14 protein-coding genes, 1 rRNA gene and 2 pseudogenes are annotated in these 16,352 nt (G+C 39.0%); 10 read left to right on the plus strand and 7 right to left on the minus strand.

Annotated features, from left to right (window positions below; all coding sequences use genetic code 11):
- The first annotated feature begins 1 nt into the window (after position 1).
- Positions 2 to 117: ribosomal RNA gene (rrf, locus tag HGJ98_RS13530) — 5S ribosomal RNA — on the plus strand.
- Positions 118 to 311: 194 nt separating this feature from the next.
- Here rrf and HGJ98_RS13535 read toward each other — a convergent pair.
- Positions 312 to 902 (minus strand): nitroreductase family protein, encoded by a 591-nt coding sequence (locus HGJ98_RS13535; protein WP_291351940.1) that lies wholly within the window; start codon positions 900 to 902, stop codon positions 312 to 314.
- A gap of 619 nt (positions 903 to 1,521) precedes the next feature.
- Here HGJ98_RS13535 and HGJ98_RS13540 point away from each other — a divergent pair.
- The 3 genes from HGJ98_RS13540 (at position 1,522) to HGJ98_RS13550 (ending at position 4,718) form a co-directional block, all read left to right on the plus strand.
- Entirely contained in the window at positions 1,522 to 1,896 is a 375-nt protein-coding gene (locus HGJ98_RS13540) for a DUF134 domain-containing protein (RefSeq protein WP_291351941.1), read from the plus strand.
- Positions 1,897 to 2,301: 405 nt separating this feature from the next.
- Positions 2,302 to 2,721, plus strand: a complete 420-nt coding sequence (locus HGJ98_RS13545) for a MarR family transcriptional regulator (protein WP_291351942.1) — start codon at positions 2,302 to 2,304, stop codon at positions 2,719 to 2,721.
- Between the two features lie 200 nt (positions 2,722 to 2,921).
- Positions 2,922 to 4,718, plus strand: a complete 1,797-nt coding sequence (locus tag HGJ98_RS13550; protein WP_291351943.1) for a heavy metal translocating P-type ATPase — start codon at positions 2,922 to 2,924, stop codon at positions 4,716 to 4,718.
- Between the two features lie 246 nt (positions 4,719 to 4,964).
- Here the strand turns inward: HGJ98_RS13550 and HGJ98_RS13555 are convergent, their stop codons facing one another.
- Positions 4,965 to 5,627 (minus strand): DUF3786 domain-containing protein, encoded by a 663-nt coding sequence (locus HGJ98_RS13555; RefSeq protein WP_291351944.1) that lies wholly within the window; start codon positions 5,625 to 5,627, stop codon positions 4,965 to 4,967.
- Positions 5,628 to 5,879: 252 nt separating this feature from the next.
- Between HGJ98_RS13555 and HGJ98_RS13560 the strand changes: the two genes are divergently transcribed.
- The 3 genes from HGJ98_RS13560 to HGJ98_RS13570 all read left to right on the plus strand — a co-directional run bounded on the left by HGJ98_RS13560 (position 5,880) and on the right by HGJ98_RS13570 (position 8,480).
- Positions 5,880 to 7,040, plus strand: coding sequence for a metallophosphoesterase (locus HGJ98_RS13560; RefSeq protein WP_291351945.1), 1,161 nt, complete (start codon positions 5,880 to 5,882; stop codon positions 7,038 to 7,040).
- A gap of 409 nt (positions 7,041 to 7,449) precedes the next feature.
- Positions 7,450 to 7,755: a DUF2325 domain-containing protein gene (locus HGJ98_RS13565; protein WP_291351946.1), complete on the plus strand. Its 306-nt coding sequence runs from the start codon at positions 7,450 to 7,452 to the stop codon at positions 7,753 to 7,755.
- Positions 7,756 to 7,790: 35 nt separating this feature from the next.
- Positions 7,791 to 8,480 (plus strand): HD-GYP domain-containing protein, encoded by a 690-nt coding sequence (locus HGJ98_RS13570; protein WP_291351947.1) that lies wholly within the window; start codon positions 7,791 to 7,793, stop codon positions 8,478 to 8,480.
- A 114-nt stretch (positions 8,481 to 8,594) separates the two neighbouring features.
- Here the strand turns inward: HGJ98_RS13570 and HGJ98_RS13575 are convergent, their stop codons facing one another.
- The 5 genes and pseudogenes from HGJ98_RS13575 to HGJ98_RS13595 form a co-directional block, all read right to left on the minus strand.
- Positions 8,595 to 9,791: an anaerobic nitric oxide reductase flavorubredoxin gene (locus HGJ98_RS13575; protein WP_291351948.1), complete on the minus strand. Its 1,197-nt coding sequence runs from the start codon at positions 9,789 to 9,791 to the stop codon at positions 8,595 to 8,597.
- Between the two features lie 126 nt (positions 9,792 to 9,917).
- The gene (locus tag HGJ98_RS13580) at positions 9,918 to 11,150 is read right to left on the minus strand and encodes a diguanylate cyclase (RefSeq protein ID WP_291351949.1); all 1,233 of its coding nucleotides are present in this window, start codon (positions 11,148 to 11,150) and stop codon (positions 9,918 to 9,920) included.
- 140 nt (positions 11,151 to 11,290) lie between these two features.
- A pseudogene (locus HGJ98_RS13585) lies at positions 11,291 to 12,402 on the minus strand (RNA-guided endonuclease InsQ/TnpB family protein).
- Positions 12,380 to 12,711 (minus strand): annotated as a pseudogene (locus HGJ98_RS13590) (MerR family transcriptional regulator). The pseudogenes HGJ98_RS13585 and HGJ98_RS13590 overlap by 23 nt, the downstream one beginning before the upstream one ends.
- Before the next feature lie 323 nt (positions 12,712 to 13,034).
- Complete coding sequence (locus HGJ98_RS13595) at positions 13,035 to 14,159, minus strand: ethylbenzene dehydrogenase-related protein (RefSeq protein ID WP_291351950.1); 1,125 nt, start codon at positions 14,157 to 14,159, stop codon at positions 13,035 to 13,037.
- Positions 14,160 to 14,544: 385 nt separating this feature from the next.
- On the opposite strand from HGJ98_RS13595, the gene HGJ98_RS13600 reads away from it, so the two are divergent.
- Genes HGJ98_RS13600 through fetB form a run of 3 tightly spaced genes read left to right on the plus strand, consistent with a single transcriptional unit; the run spans position 14,545 to position 16,300 of the window.
- On the plus strand, positions 14,545 to 14,856 hold the full coding sequence (locus tag HGJ98_RS13600) for a PadR family transcriptional regulator (protein ID WP_291351951.1): 312 nt from the start codon (positions 14,545 to 14,547) through the stop codon (positions 14,854 to 14,856).
- A gap of 24 nt (positions 14,857 to 14,880) precedes the next feature.
- Positions 14,881 to 15,501 (plus strand): ABC transporter ATP-binding protein, encoded by a 621-nt coding sequence (locus HGJ98_RS13605; RefSeq protein ID WP_291351952.1) that lies wholly within the window; start codon positions 14,881 to 14,883, stop codon positions 15,499 to 15,501.
- A gap of 19 nt (positions 15,502 to 15,520) precedes the next feature.
- Entirely contained in the window at positions 15,521 to 16,300 is a 780-nt protein-coding gene (gene fetB / locus HGJ98_RS13610) for an iron export ABC transporter permease subunit FetB (RefSeq protein ID WP_291351953.1), read from the plus strand.
- Positions 16,301 to 16,352 lie beyond the last annotated feature (52 nt).

Consider the following 16,352-nt stretch of genomic DNA (forward strand, 5'->3'; position numbering starts at 1 on the left):
ATCTGGTGATTATGCCGGAGGGGTTCCACCCGTTCCCATACCGAACACGGAAGTTAAGACCTCCAGGGCCAAGGATACTTGGGGCATAGCTCCTGGGAAAGTAGGTCATCGCCAGGTAAACAAGCGAAAGGACTATCTCTTAATGAGTTAGTCCTTTCTGTGTTTCGTAATTAAGATGCCGGGGTTCCACGATCCACACTGCAGGAGTATGCGTTACGGGACGCAGTGTGGCGAAAAGCTCGTTCGCTTTTCGTGTTCGATCCACACCGACGAAGTGCAATGAGAAATCCATTCCAGACAAAGATATTGTCCTATATCTCTTTGAGCACGATTTCATTCATCTCAATTCTTGGACGGGCGCTAGGATTCTGATCAGGATACCCTACGGGAATTAAGGCTACGACATTATAGTTTTCGCCTAAACCTAGGATTTCTTTAACTTTCTTTTGATCGAACATCATCACCCAACACGTGCCAAGCCCAAGATCAACAGCACGTAATGTAATATGATCTATAGCAATAGCTGCGTTTAAGCGAAGATAAGCATCGGCCGCAGACTGATCCATTGTTCTGCGCTTAGTATAGCTTTCAGAATCAATCTTATCAAGAGGAGTATCAGTAAAGGCGCCTGCATTCTTAAGCTCATGCATTCGAGTGCCTAGACTTTCGAAGGATTCGGAATCAACACAACAGGCGATGACAACCGGAGCTTGGCTCACAAACGGTAATGGGGTAGCTTGGCTTAGCTTCGCACGTACGGAATCACTTTTTATTATGACAAAGCGAGTAGGTTGGAGATTACTCCCTGAGGGAGCAAGTCGACCGGCTTCAATAAGTTGCCTAACTAATGACTCATCTATAGGTTTAGTTTTAAACTTCCGAATACTTCGTCTGGTTTTCATAACATCAAGTAGTTCCATAAAACATCTTCTTTCTTCAAGTAATGATTCAACTTAAGGACAAAGCAGATATCAAGTCCTGGTAATATGGATTGAGGGTTTAACTACAAATTATCTTTTGCAATTCTTCGAAAAAAATTAGTCTTCTTATTGACTATTTATAAAGATTCCCCTCCATATTCAAGAAAACTGGGAACAGAACACCGTTTTTTAGACGAAAGATAAAGGTACAGGTTGGATCTACCTATCGGTTATAGCTTTCAGAGCGACACATACGTGCATTGATATAGATACTACAGCCCGGAAGGGACTACGTTCTTCGTAGGGTTCCATAAGAAGATGAATTAAACACTCCGCTTTTTGTCTATCAACATTCTTACATAAACACCATGGATTTTACTATTGATTGACTATGGGGTTTGGGGAACAAGACCCTCTCTGAACGAGATAGGTTTTTAGGATATTTTACTTCGACAAAGCTATTTTGTATAAAGTGAAAATTTCTGGTATATTAATGTTAGTTTTGCCTATAGAGAACCATGGAAGTCAGGAGTACCTAAAGAGATAAATATCTGTTATATTTTATCAAGTTTTCAATATCGCAAATTGAGGTGATGGATTTATGCCGAGACCTAGGAAATGTAGAAAAGTGTGTTGTTTGCCAGAAAGCAACCGATTTGGTCCACTCAACACAACCATTAGTCAAGATAATTTTGTTATTATGACTGTAGATGAGTATGAGACGATTCGACTCATTGACTTAGAGGAATATACGCAGGAAGAGTGTGCAGACCAAATGAATATTGCACGCACAACTGTTCAGCGTATCTATACAGATGCAAGAAAAAAACTTGCTGAGTCTCTGGTCAATGGGAAAGTGCTAAGAATAGAAGGTGGAGATTACAGGCTGTGTGAGGGCCATGAAAAATCATGTGGTTGTGGCGGTTGCCGCGGACTTAGATGCGGGAGAGATTTTATGGAAGATGATAACATGTAAATAATCGTCAATCTTAAGGGAGTAATATGAAATATACGGGGTAGACCTCTTGGGCAAAACGCTCAGGAGGTCTTATCCAACAAGGCATGCAAGGTCAACAGGGTCAAGGCCAGCAGAATCAACAAAATATGGGCTGGACAAATCAACAACATCAGTTCCAATAATACTCAATGTCGACTAGCGAGCGAAGCTTACGGCATGGGCTGAAAGTGAACGGTATGCTTGAACGGTGTAAACTGTGACTGCTATAGATCGGCAGATTAAAGTACTTTTGGATACAAGAATTAAATACTTTTCGCTGACCCCTTGTCAGCGAAAAGTATTTTTGTTATCATATATCTTGAAAGTCAAACATTTTTAATACAAAACAGTATGAATTACTAAATATACAAAGGAGGAGTTTTAATGACTATCAATGAAGAATTAACGCATGAACTTTTAGCATTTTTTAATGGGTTTTCATCCTGGGAAAATTCCATCGTGAGATCTAGTGAGCTCACGGTTTCTGAGGCACATGCTATTGAAGTACTTGGTGAACACGAAAAAATAAATATGAAAGGTTTATCCCAGAAGCTTGGAGTTACAACAGGTACTACTACCGTAACGGTAGATCGCTTAGAAAAGAAGAATTTAGCTCGCCGGGAATCGACGAAAGAAGATAGACGTGTTAATCTGATCAGTCTTACAGATCTAGGGAGAAAGGCTTTTCAGGAACATCATGACTTTCATATGCACTTGACAGAGCAGATGATGTCAGTACTTACCGACGATGAAATAAAGCAGTTTTTGCATACCTTAAAGAAAATAAATGCTGAAACGTTTTAAATACTGTTTATGAATCTTATGCGACTCCTCATTTGAACGGGTTTGATTAATAGAGTCAAGGATGGGTTACATAAGATTATCCAAAAATTTGTGAAAAAATGTACAAGAGGAGACTTGGTGTAAAAATGACTACTTGGCACATAATTTGGGATAGGCACAAAGGGTTAATTGTTACTATCTTCAGTTTAGGATTTATTATCATGGCTTGGTATTCAGGTAAATATGGTCGCTCTGAACTCGAAGTTCCCTTTTACCTTTTGGCGTATGCCATAGGTGGATATCAGAAAGCCTGGGAAGGTTTGCAGACTCTAATTAAGGAAAAAGATTTGGATGTCGATTTACTGATGGTTGTCGCAGCCATTGGTGCAGCCAGTATTGGGTTTTGGAGGGATGGAGCAATATTGATCTTAATTTTCTCCTTAAGTGGTGCTTTAGAAGGATATACTTTAGAACGAACGAATGGCGAAATTAAGTCCATCATGAAGCTACGCCCAGAAGAGGCTATTGTGTTGCAAGGGAATGTAGAAAAACGAGTTAGAGTCGAAGAATTAAATCAAGGTGACTTTTTGTTAGTAAGACCAGGAGAAAGGATCGCGGCGGACGGGATTGTGCGCGAAGGATATTCCTCTGTAAATCAAGCATCGATTACGGGTGAATCGATTCCCGTAGATAAATCTACAGGGGACGAAGTTTTTGCTGGAACTATGAATGGACAAGGAGCTTTAGTCATCGAAATGACTAAGCCCGCAGAAGCAACTCTGCTTGCTAAAATAATTCATCTTGTTCAGGAAGCGCAAAGCGAAAGACCTCCCAGTCAATTATTTATGGAGCGGTTTGAAGGTATTTATGCGAAAATCGTGATCATTGGTGCAATTGTGATCGCAGTTCTATCACCTTTTGTTTTAGGATGGTCATGGGATGAAACAATTTATAAAGCGATGATCTTTCTCGTTGTAGCCTCCCCCTGTGCCTTAGTTTCCTCCATCATGCCAGCTGTTTTATCAGGGATATCGAATGGAGCACGCAAGGGCATCTTATTTAAAGGGGGCGCTTATCTGGAGGCAATCGGTAATGTAAGCGTAGTGGCATTTGATAAAACCGGAACTCTCACCGAGGGAATACCGAGAATTACTCGGATAATACCTTATGGAAACTACACGGAAAACGAGGTCTTAAGTATTGCAGCCTCCTTGGAGACATGGTCAGAACACCCGATTGCTAAAGCTATAATCCGGGAAGCAAAAGAGAAGGATCTTCACCTGAGTTCAGCCTCAAAGCTGGAAGCTGTTCCAGGGCTTGGGGTTCAGGGGATAGTAGAGGGGCAGGAATATCGAATAGGAAAACTAGATTTAGTAGGGGGGCAGAAATTACCGAATGAAGAATTGAAGGTTGTCCGAAAACTGGAGAGGCAAGGGAATACGGTTATTTTTGTTCAGGGGGAGAAAGAACGGATCGGTGTCTTAGCCGTACAAGATACTTTGCGGTCGCAAGCGAATGAATCTATTAAAAGACTTAAGAAAATGGGGATTAAGGTAGTAATGTTGACAGGTGACAGCTCTTCAACTGCCCAAATCATTGGTGAGGAGGCAGGGGTTGATCAGGTATATTCAGACTTACTGCCGGAACATAAAGTGGATATTATCAAAAATTTACAGAAATCTGGAAAGGTTGCTATGGTCGGCGACGGTGTTAACGATGCACCGGCCTTAGCGGCGGCTTCCGTAGGTATTGCTATGGGTGCTGCCGGAACTGATGTAGCGTTGGAGACGGCTAATGTGGTCCTTATGGCAGATGATATTTCGAAGGTTTCTTATGCCATTGCCTTAGGGCGGCGTACGACTAAGGTGGTCAAACAAAATGTGAGCTTCGCTATTGCGGTGATGTTTCTGCTGATCTTGTCTAATTTTTTCGGAAATATTAATTTGCCCTTAGGAGTGATAGGGCACGAAGGAAGTACAATCCTTGTTATCATGAGTGGGCTGCGGTTACTTCGATAATATTAAGCATGTTGTTTACATTCATTAGACTTAGATACCCAAGTATCAATCCGGCTAGGTTGAGACTTGGGTATCTGATTTTGAGGAAATCTTATGTCAAGTAATCTATATAATAAGTCCCATATACCAGTGTGATCAAAAAATTGCATAAAGAGTTTAGTGATCATTTTTGAGCTGATCCCCGGGGAAAGAATTAAACGTGTCAAGCTAGGGAAAGATTCGTTCATCTTTAGCTAATCGAGTCCACTATCCAGATCTCCCTACATTAGTCACGTTGGCTCTTTTCGAATTGTATAGATTAATAACTTGGTTTTTAATAATGTTGCACAATGCAGCACTATCTTCTATATGCATTTGTTTAGATATGGTACTATCAAAGAGAATTTGACAAGCTGAAGGTATATCCTCTTCTCCTTCCCAGAACTTAAGAAGGATGGGGATTCTGGGAGCAAAGAACCCTTTGGCAGTAAGATCGGCCTTGGTTTGGATCAATTCGAACCCCCCTTCAATTAAACAGTGACGCAATATAGCTTTGTCACAACTGGAAAAAAAGTCTCCTAGAACTTCAAGCGTATACTTTTTAATGTGTGGATAGAAGACATTTCCGCTGGGTAAATCACGATAGGATACCCATTGACCCGAGAGAGGAAGATTTTGGGCATAGGATAAATAATTAAGAAGGAGTAATCTCTTATCGAGTGAAAGTGAATTCTCCAAACCCTGAGTCACTATTTGCCCTTCTGGATATGATATTTCAATTATCTGACCAAAGCATTTGACTGAAAACCAAGAATTTGCAAAGTTGCAAAGTGATTTTTCCATGATAGTTTGAGGGGTTAACTTACTAAGGCTCTCTCTGCTTTTCATGAATGCGGGTGCATACGCGCCTTCATTATGGTTTTTTGTCATACATGATCCACCTCCAAATATTCCTTGTCCTAAGCTATTCTTTTTCCATCCCAATAATCCTCTTAATTAGGAAGTATTTTTTGGTGTTTCAAGTTCATATGCTAGCAATTGGTTTTTTACTTGCAATCAAGTACAGTATATTAAATAAAAATTATTAAGCAGGATGTGACGTAATCCGGAAAAAGTTGTATAATACCCCCTGTAGATAATAGCATTTAACCTAATGTCGGAACTCAGGAGGTAGCAATAGATATGACAAGCCCCTTAGTTATTGTAGTGGGTACTGTTATTTTTCTAGTTTACTGTGGACTCAATTACTATATCGGCCTGCGTGGATGGCAGGCCTTATTTAGTTACGTGCCTTTTTTAAGCTCTAAAGTATATTGGCTTGTCTTTTTTCTTCTTTCCTTCTCATATTTAATCAGCCGGTTTAGCGAGAAATTTCTTCCGACGGTGTTATACGAAGGACTAACAATAGCAGGTGCTTATTGGATCGCTTTTATGTTCTACTTTTTACTACTCATCAGTGTACTAGATCTTCTAGGATTATTTGACCGCTGGCTAAGGATTGTACCACTGGATATAAAACAGAGTTTAAACCCCTCCTTGGGATTGAGCGTTTTTATCTTAGTCATTGGTATCGTAAGCTACGGAGCCTGGAATGCCAGTTATCCTAGGATTAATCATTATGATATATCAATTGCAAAACAAGCAGGAGCCTTAAAGCAATTGCAGGTTGTTATGGTTTCAGACATCCATTTAGGAACAATCGTTCATCATGATCACCTTCTAAAACTAGTCAATAAGGTAAATGGTTTAAAACCTGACTTGATTCTATTTGTGGGGGATGTGTTCGATGAAGATATAGAGTCTAAGAATAAACTGCAAATATCAGAAACTTTTCGTAAACTTACATCAACATACGGTTCTTTTGCTGTACTGGGTAACCATGAATACATAGGCGGTAATGCAGATGAAGCCATAAAATATTTGGGTGAAGCAGGGGTTAAGGTCTTAAGGGATAGTTCCCAGGAGATTGCCGGAAGTTTCTATCTGATTGGGCGAGATGATTTATCAGGGTCACGTTTCAATGGTGTCAAAAGACAAGACTTAAAGGACATAATGCAAGGAGTAAATCGTTCTCTTCCGTTGATATTAATGGATCATCAACCTTCACATTTGGAGGAACCAGTTAAACAAGGGGTGGATTTGCAAGTTTCCGGACATACACATAATGGACAAATGTTTCCCATTCAGTTCATTACGCAGCGAATTTTTGAACAGGACTGGGGATTACTGCACAAAGGTGATTTTCAACTCATTGTATCGTCGGGATATGGGACATGGGGTCCGCCAATTCGAATAGGTAATACTCCAGAAATTGTTGATATTACAATTACGTTTAATCAATAAAAAGATAAAGAAGCTCTGAAAGAAACATAGTCTTTAGAGCTTCTTTTTAAAGTTCTTATTTTACCCAGTTTAACGTTGACGGAAGGGGAGATTAGTGATACTATATTCACAAGTTAATGATACTGATTATCAATTGCAGAGCTTGTTAATAGGGGTGATAAAAATGCGGACACAATAGAAGTAAAAGTTTGCGGGCATGAACAGCTCAGGGAGGATTATTAGTAAAATATTGTGAAGTAAGGTGCACCTGAAGTAAGGAAGGGGCATTTTTTTAGAGATATAAATGATAATTGCTTTCAATTACATAATCGGGGTTGAGTAGCTCTAGTTTACACTGTTTGGTATATAAAGTAACAATTCGGACATCCGCGGATCTGGTAGGAAAGAAATATTTAGGAGGGGTTAGACCATGAGTATAGTATTGGTAGGTGGTCATGACAGAATGCATAGCGAATATATGGGAATCTGCTCTAAGCGTGGGCACAGTGTAAAAGTCTATACCCAGATGCCTACTAAGTTTGATAAAGTGATCGGATCGCCTGATGGAATTGTTTTATTTACTTCGACAGTCTCTCATAAAATGATTCATACGGCAGTTAAAGAAGCAAAAAGGAAGAAAATACCAGTATTCAGAAGTCATAGCAGCAGTGGTGCTTCCTTAGACAGACTGCTTAACGAACTTGAAGATACGATCGTTCAGAATTACGGGACATAAGCTGCTAATCGACGATTCAAGTGGAGGAAACGTAAATGTTTCAATTCATACAAAGACTTTTAAAACCGCAACACTTCCACGATATCATTGAGTGTTTAGCAGCTGCTCTGGAAGCGAAAGATTTGTATACAAGCGGTCATTCTTCTAGGGTGGGGGATATGTCCTATGATTTAGGGCGCACCATGGGGCTTAAGGGTTCAGAACTAGAAAATATTCATATAGCAGCACATCTTCATGATATTGGTAAGATGGGTATTTCAGAAAGTATTTTAAACAAAAGAGGTACACTTCTACCTCATGAATGGGCTCAAATACAAAACCATTCAGAGATTGGCTATAAAATTCTAGCCAAATCAAAAGGGCTTAAACAAATCGCTGAAATTGTGCTTCACCATCATGAACGATGGGACGGGAATGGTTACCCTAGTGGCTTACGAAAGAATGAAATACCATTGGGTTCAAGAATTATTGGGGTGGCTGATGCTATAGACGCAATTACTTCGATACGACCCTATCGAAAAGCTTTATCTTGGGAGGAATGCTGGGATGAGGTAATTCTAAACAAAGGAATACAATTCGACCCAGTGGTTGTAGAAGCGTCAGAAAAGCTGTGGAAAAAATGGAGAGACAGATGGCTGGAGTCTCAAAAGAATCATTACAAGGAAATTGACGGTTATGTGAGTAAGTTCTTACATTATAGAAGAGAAACTTTACCGAAAGCCTAATGAGTTATGAGTAGAATAAATACATATGTAAATGAGTTACTATAGGGAATCATGAAGGAAGGGAAGCGTTTAATACGCTCCCCTTCCTTCATGATATTAAATTGTGAAAACTTTCTACTTAAGTGCTTCTCCAACACTCCGACCAAGTTCCAGACAGCTTGCTTCTGCATCACTATCTGGATTCCAGGTTACCCTTAGGCCTTCATTTAGAAGTTCAAATCCGCCTTTGCTTAATTCAGAGGAAATGAGTTTAGTGTTTTCACCACTCCAGCCATAACTACCAAAGGCAACCGCTTTTTTGTTTTTGAATCCTAAACCTTTAATCATTTCTAGAATCCCAGCAACGGAGAAGAGGATGCCTTTATTGATAGTCGGTGAACCTACAATAATCGCCTTTGACTTAAAGACTTCAGAAATGATATCGTTTTTATCTGTGTGAGTAGAGTTGCAATTAAACAACTTTACGATTACAGTTTTGTTACTTTGTTTGATTCCGGCGGCTATTGTTTCGGCCATATGTCGGGTACTGTTCCACATTGTATCATAGATGATAGTAATTTGATTTTCTTGGTAATCCTTTGCCCATCCCATATACTTGTCAACTATTTGCAAAGGATTATCCCGCCAGATAACACCATGACTTGGACAAATCATATCAACGGGTAGGTTGAAGCTTAAGATTTCATTAATTTTATTTTCTACCATTTTACTGAACGGAGTTAAGATATTGGCATAATATTTAAGAGCTTCTTGATATAGCTCGGCTTGGTCGACTAAGTCATTAAACATATGCTCTGATGCCAAATGCTGGCCAAATCCGTCATTGCTGAAAAGAATATTATCCCCGGTCATATAAGTAAACATGGTGTCAGGCCAATGAAGCATTCTAGCCTCAACAAAAATAAATTCTTTTGAGCCAAGACTTAGTTTGTCCCCCGTTTTGACGGGTATAAAGTTCCAATCCTGATGATACTGGCCTTTTAAGGACTTAATGGCATTAGCGGTACAGTAGATAGGGGTGTTGGGAATTTCTCTCATTAATTCGGGTAAAGCTCCACTATGATCGGGTTCACCGTGATTGGCAATGATGTAATCGATCGAATTTAGGTCGATTTCTTGTTTCAGTTTAGAGACAAATTCCTTGGCAAAAGGAGTCCAAACAGTATCAATGAGGGCTGTTTTTTCATCACGGACAAGGAACGAATTGTAGCTGGAACCTCGATGTGTAGAGTACTCGTCACCGTGGAACTTTTGCAATTCCCAGTCGATTTTACCTACCCATTTTACACTCTTGTTAATTTCAAAACTCATGATGCAACCTCCTGAATTTAATTTAATAGTAAAACTCCAACTTTCTAGTGGGAGTGGCACCCCGTTCTGCTTTTAGACATTCGATGTTCGCCTTTTTAAAAAAGTTCAATTGGAATAAATTTAGAGTTAACCCGCGAAGTTAGCTAATTTATAACGATTACGACCCTCCTGTTTTGCTTGATAAAGAGCAGAATCTGCAGCTTCCACTAACGTTTTCGGTTGATATGTGTGATCAGCATGTCCGATAGCTACTCCTAGACTTATCGTGACTTTTGGTGTGATGGAGGAAAGGCGATGGGGAATTTCTAAACTTTCTAGATTTACTCGTAAAGTTTCAGCAACCGTTAAAGCTCCTTCGATATCCGTGTTAGGGAGAACGACCACAAATTCTTCTCCACCATACCGAGCAACAAAATCTGAAGGGCGTTTGAGGGAGTTCTTTAAGGAAGACGCTACTTGCCTAAGGCATTCATCCCCTTGTAAGTGACCATAAGTATCATTATACGCCTTAAAGAAGTCGATGTCACATAGTATGATTGCTATAGGTTCACTATTACGTGCGGAATGTAACCATAGCTGCTCGAGAAATTGATCAAAATGACGGCGATTCGCTATACCGGTTAATCCATCGATTGAAGAAAGAAGACTGAGTTCTTGATTCGCCTTTTCTAATTGAGACCTTTCATTGAGTAAAGTGTCTGCTAATGGCCTAAAAATATACAAACCAAGAAAAGCAAGGGTTAAAAGAATTGCTGCGCCGCTTGTAATCTCAACCATCCCAAGGCGTTGAACTTTAGCCTCACTTTCTTTCTGAAACATTGATACTATCTGATCTAGTGATTCCAAGAGGTTTTCGCTGTTTTGAAGCAGGTAAGTAAAGTGAGGATTATCTGGAGTAAGCAAATGCTCTGGTTCATTAGCTAAAGCAAGGGCCTCTGATGTATATTTGTTAAACCGTGTGTCCAAATTTATAGGTGGGCTAAAAAACACTTTTTGCATTTGAGGGGTTAAACTTTGCGATGATATTATATTAGGAGTATCTTCGATCAAGGCTTGGTGATTTCTTTGTAATTGATTTATTATGCTTAATAGTTGCTTTCTAGATTGATCTCGCTCAGCAGAATCAGTGATGTAAACAAGTTCTACACTTAGAAGGGCGGCTTTCTGAGACAACCATCGTTGGCTTCCACTTAAATTAACAAGTAAAGCACTATCCTTTTGAGTCAAGATTATTAGGTGCATAGTTATGAAAGTAGCAAGGGTCAATAAGGCAATCAAACTTAAGGCAGAAATATAAGTGCGCGTAAGCTTAGATAGGGAACGAATCTTCTTCATAGCATACCGTTGCCAAAACTTCATAAAAGTTTATAAAGGCTTTGTTTGCTTCCCTATTCATAGTGTCCGATTTTGTCCGAAGACTACTTTCGTTTGATATAACACTCCAAGGGCTTAAATTCCGATGCAACGAATCGTACACATTAGTAGTGTCTTTTGAGTGACTAGACTACTAATTGATATCTCGAAAGATTAATGGATGCATTGAAATCTCGATCGATCACTAAACCACAACTACATCTGTAGACTCTATCTGACAATTTGAAGTCTTGCTTTATAGCCCCACAACTAACTTACTAGACGGATACCATTTATCTGCCTCAATGAGTTCAATGCCCTGAATCTCACATTTGTATTGAAGCTTTGACTTGAAGTCGTATAATTTTTGCTTGGCTATAGCTTTAGATAGATGTCGATTTTTCATCATACCCTTGATATTCAAGGTTTCCATCACCACTTTGCAAGGTTTGGTTTTCACAATTGCCTTAGTGGATTGATGGATATGATTGTTTCTGATCCCATTTAACCTTCGATGCAGCACACGGATTTGCTTTTCAACTTTTACAATATTGCAGGTTTTGACGAAACGGCTTCCCTCCTTATTTAGTTCATATTTACGAGAAACTTTGCGTTGCAACCTGCGTAGTCGTTTCTCCAGCTTTTTGACGCTTTGGGACTTATTGATGTTTTTAAATATCATGCCATTAGAGCATACTGCAAGTTCCTTTACTCCGACATCAATACCGACTACTTCACTCGTAAGGGGTTCTACGATTTGCTCTCGTTCGCTTCCTACAGACAAATACCAATACTTTCCGTCAAATGATACTCTGGGATTGGTGTAGTTTACACCCATGGGAATCTGTTCTGATATTTGCACCCAACCTACCTTTTCAATAAGAACCGATAATTTCCTTAGTTTTAACTTTTCGTTATCATTGTAAAAGGATGGTTTTGACCTTTTTCTGCTCTTAAATCTAGGTTTATCAGCCAGTTTGTTAAAGAACTTCTTGTAGGCTTCACAGGCATCTTTAATGGCCTGTTTCGTAATATTATTGGAGACATCATAAAGCCAAGAGAACTCTTCTGTTTGCTTCAATTGAGTCAATTCTTTTCTTAGGTCATTGTCTGAAAGGAACTTTCCACCACTTGCATAGTTCTTCTCTTGTTTGTCCAATGTCCAATTATACGCCCACCTTGAGGTTCCTGCCGACTTCCACAACTGATGTTCTTGCTCTTCAGTGGGCTTGAGTCTAACTTTCTTCCCCAGTATCATTCTCAAGCAACTCCTTGATCATCTTCTTAGCCTTATGAACCCTTTTTCCCTGCAACCTATTGTCTTCTTGCCTAACTAGATCATCTTTCTGCTTGTGGGAGGAAACTCTACAATAACCGATTATTTTTCTGTTTGGATGCAAGTTATTTTTAATGCCTAGGAAATGATTAAGTTGCTCTTGAGAGTAATAACGTAGCCACTGGGTCCTATGTGATGGGGTTTAAACGTTTCGTTTTTATCCCAGTTTCTTAATGTTTGTTCTGTCTTACTAATAAGTTTGGCAAATTTACCAATTGAATAATTGTTCAACTCAATGCACCTCTATTGGTAATTATACACTTATATTACCAATATATATTTGTAAGCCTTTATATAGTTCTGGGTACAGTATTAAGCCCCCTACAGGCACATTCGTAGATAGTATTATATAAGTTGTTTGCTACTTGTCATCTGTTCTAATCTTCTACGTTTCTCTAAAATACTCCTGCATAAACAACCAATTTATTTAAAAATATTATAAGGTAAAAGGTACTATAATCAAGCTTAACTTTGCTTCAGCATCCATATTTGTTAATAGAGAAAGCCTTTGCTTGATGTTAGCAAGCAAAGGCTTTCAAAACTTAGTACTGGAATTACTGTTTAAATGCTAGTTTGTGTACTGTATTTTCATAGGCATGGCCTATTTGGGAATTGTCAAAGGCGGCAACTGCAAAAGAGTAAGTTTTTGCGAGATCATCGAACTGAATGTCTTTGGTAGACGTCGTTTTTAACTTACGGGATATCTCTAAGGTCCATACACTATTTTCCCATTTGCCTTTAGCTTTGATGTCTGCAGGATCTCCAGAAATTTGTTTAGCTATCGGATGAGGGATAAAATCTCCCTCTTTCATAGTTTTAATATAGTCTGTTGTAAAAGGTTTAGTCTTATCAATTCCTTCAACAATTACATAAGGGTTACCATTTAGAGCTGGACCATCACGAACTACCTTAGGAGCTGTTTTATCATTATTCACATTTTCAACATACTCTTTTTCACCGGGGTCAGCGTGGCGGCCTGCGCCTTTTTTTGTTGCGTCATTTGGATCATATTTAACGCTATCCATGTACTGATCATGCATAAGTCCTGGTTTATCAGGACCGAACAGGGAGTTCTGACGAACATATTTCCAATGCCACATATCCAATAATTCATTCTCAGCAGTTGTCCAGTGTTTCATTACTGTTTTTCCTTCTTTATCAGTAGCAGCATGGCAGGTTACAGCACAACCAGATTCATTAAAACCTTTTGTGGAATCTTTGATGTTCCAGAGAAAGGCGACTTTATCCTCGTAGTACTCGTTGTAAGGTTTTTTTACTAATTTACCGCCTTCAAGAACCCAAGGGCCACGTTCTTTTGAATCGGTAGGATCCTTATATTGAAGCAAGAAGTATACGTTTTCAGCATCATAAGCTGATTTCATAGAGATTTCAGTACTACCGTTTTCGAACTTTCCTCCTGTGCCCCCTTGAAGGGCTCCAGCATTAGATACTGTTAATTTCATCTCAGGTGCATTAGCCCAGGTATCTTCTGAGGATTTTCCGTCTAATGTTGGGGCAGATGTTGTTTTAATAGCTGTTAGAGTTTTTGGGTCTGTTGCAGGCGCAGGGGTTGGTGTTGGTATTGTAGTATCGGGTTTAGGTTGGGTACCGGCACACCCTGTGAGGACGGCCAAGGATAGGACGGTGAGGCCGATAATTTTCATTAAAGGTTGTTTCATAATTTACCTCTTCCTTTTCTTATTTTTAGGGAATTTCCTAAAAACAGTAACAAGCAATTCAATAAAAAAATTACGTTTATGTCTTGTACACGCATCGTGCAATTCTCGACATGTAATAGTCAGTTATTATCCTATGATAAGTTGATCACCTCAATTTATATAATTTTAACTCAGTGTCGAGATTGTATCATTATGGTACCCTAATTGATTAGATTTTATATATATCAATTAGGTTAAAAATAAACTAGCAGTTCCTAATAGTCTTCTTCGAAGGAGAGTATGAATTGAAAAAGAGCTATTATTTGACGGCTTTAGGATAACATGGTATCATAATATCGAGTATTGATATCGGGAAATGATATCAATAGATGTATGAGGTGATACAGTGGAAAAACAAATCTATCGAAAGCTATTCTTGGGGTTTATTCAGATTCACATTCTTCATCATGCAAAAAAAGATCCCATATTCGGTTCCTGGATGTTAAAGGAGCTTCGTGAGCATGGATATAATTTGAGCGCAGGGACTTTATATCCGCTCCTGCATACCATGGATTCAGCTGGTTTGTTAGAAAAAGAAGATAGGAACGTTGATGGAAAAATTCGAAAGTACTATAAAACGACAGAAAAAGGAAGCGATGTATTGCAGGAAGCGAAAAATAAAGCCTATGAGCTTTTCAAAGAACTTAATGAACAATGAATTATACAAGGGAGTGATAATCAAATGTACACACTACGTGGTGTGAAATATAAAAGCATATTAAATATAGACCAACTAGAAATTCCTAAAGAGAGGATCACCTGTATAATTGGAGAAAGCGGAAGTGGGAAGACAACACTTTTAAAGTTATTAAACCATTTAATCAGCCCGGATGAAGGACAAATCTTGTTTCAGAATAGACCTCTATCCCAATGGGATCCGATTGTGCTCAGACGAAAAGTCATGATGCTTTCACAGTCTCCAGTAATTTTTGAAGGATCTGTAAGGGATAATTTATTAATCGGATTTAAGTTTTGCGAAAAACCTCAAGTAGGTGATGGTAAAATCCAGGAAGCCATAAAAATCGTTCGATTAAATAAGGATATGTCACTTAATGCCAGTTTTCTATCTGGTGGGGAAAAACAACGTTTGGCTATGGCAAGAGTTTTACTGCTGGAACCAAACGTTTTCCTTTTGGATGAACCCTCCTCAGCATTAGATGAAGAGACGGCCCAATCAGTAATGGAACAAATGGTCAAAGTAGTCAAACGTTTGAAGAAAACAATGATTATGGTAACCCACTCTAAAGCCTTAGTTCAAGGTTTTGCTGAGCATATCATAGAAATAAAAAAGGCAATGCAGTGAAAACAAAGGAGGCCATTTTATGCAGGCGAACATAGATTTATCGATTTGGCAAATGACTGCAGCTTATATTTTTATTCTTGTGCTCATAGTCATAGTTAGATTCAAAGGGATTCCGAGAGAAAAAGAAATTCTAATTTCTTCCCTGAGAATGACCATTCAACTAGTGCTTGTTGGTTATATACTTGCTTTTGTATTTGAACATAGCCATCCCGTTTATACTCTGGGGATTATCACCATTATGCTTATCTTTGCTATCAATAACATCTTTAATCGAACTATATTGCAGTTGTCATCTGAAATAAAGAAGATCATAGCTCTTTCTATGACCTTGGGTATTCTTGCAAGTATAACTTATTTTGTGCTTATAGTATTGCAGGTGTACCCTTGGTACGAACCCAGATATATCATTCCGATTGCAGGTATGATCATTGGCAACTCCATGACAGGTATCTCGTTGGGTGTTAAAACACTTGTCGAAGGAATGACGACCCATAAACAACTAGTTGAAGCTGCCCTAATTCTTGGAGCGACGCCTAAAAGGGCCTCTGAGCAGATCGTGAAAAGCGCGTTCGATGCCGCTATGATGCCGACCATTAACTCTATGGTCGGGATGGGTATCGTCTTTTTACCGGGTATGATGACGGGTCAAATACTCGGCGGTGCTTCACCCGTTATAGCGATAGAATATCAAATCGCTGTGATGCTAGGTATTGTTGGCAGTGTTTCATTAACCGTATTACTTTTTGTACAGTTGGGCTACAAAACGTTTTTTAATTCTCGCAGTCAAATTAAGCTATAACTGTATACGAATATATAATAGCCATCTTAAAATACGTTAAGAGGGGTATGTA

Source organism: Desulfosporosinus sp. (assembly GCF_014237355.1).
Taxonomy (GTDB): domain Bacteria; phylum Bacillota; class Desulfitobacteriia; order Desulfitobacteriales; family Desulfitobacteriaceae; genus Desulfosporosinus.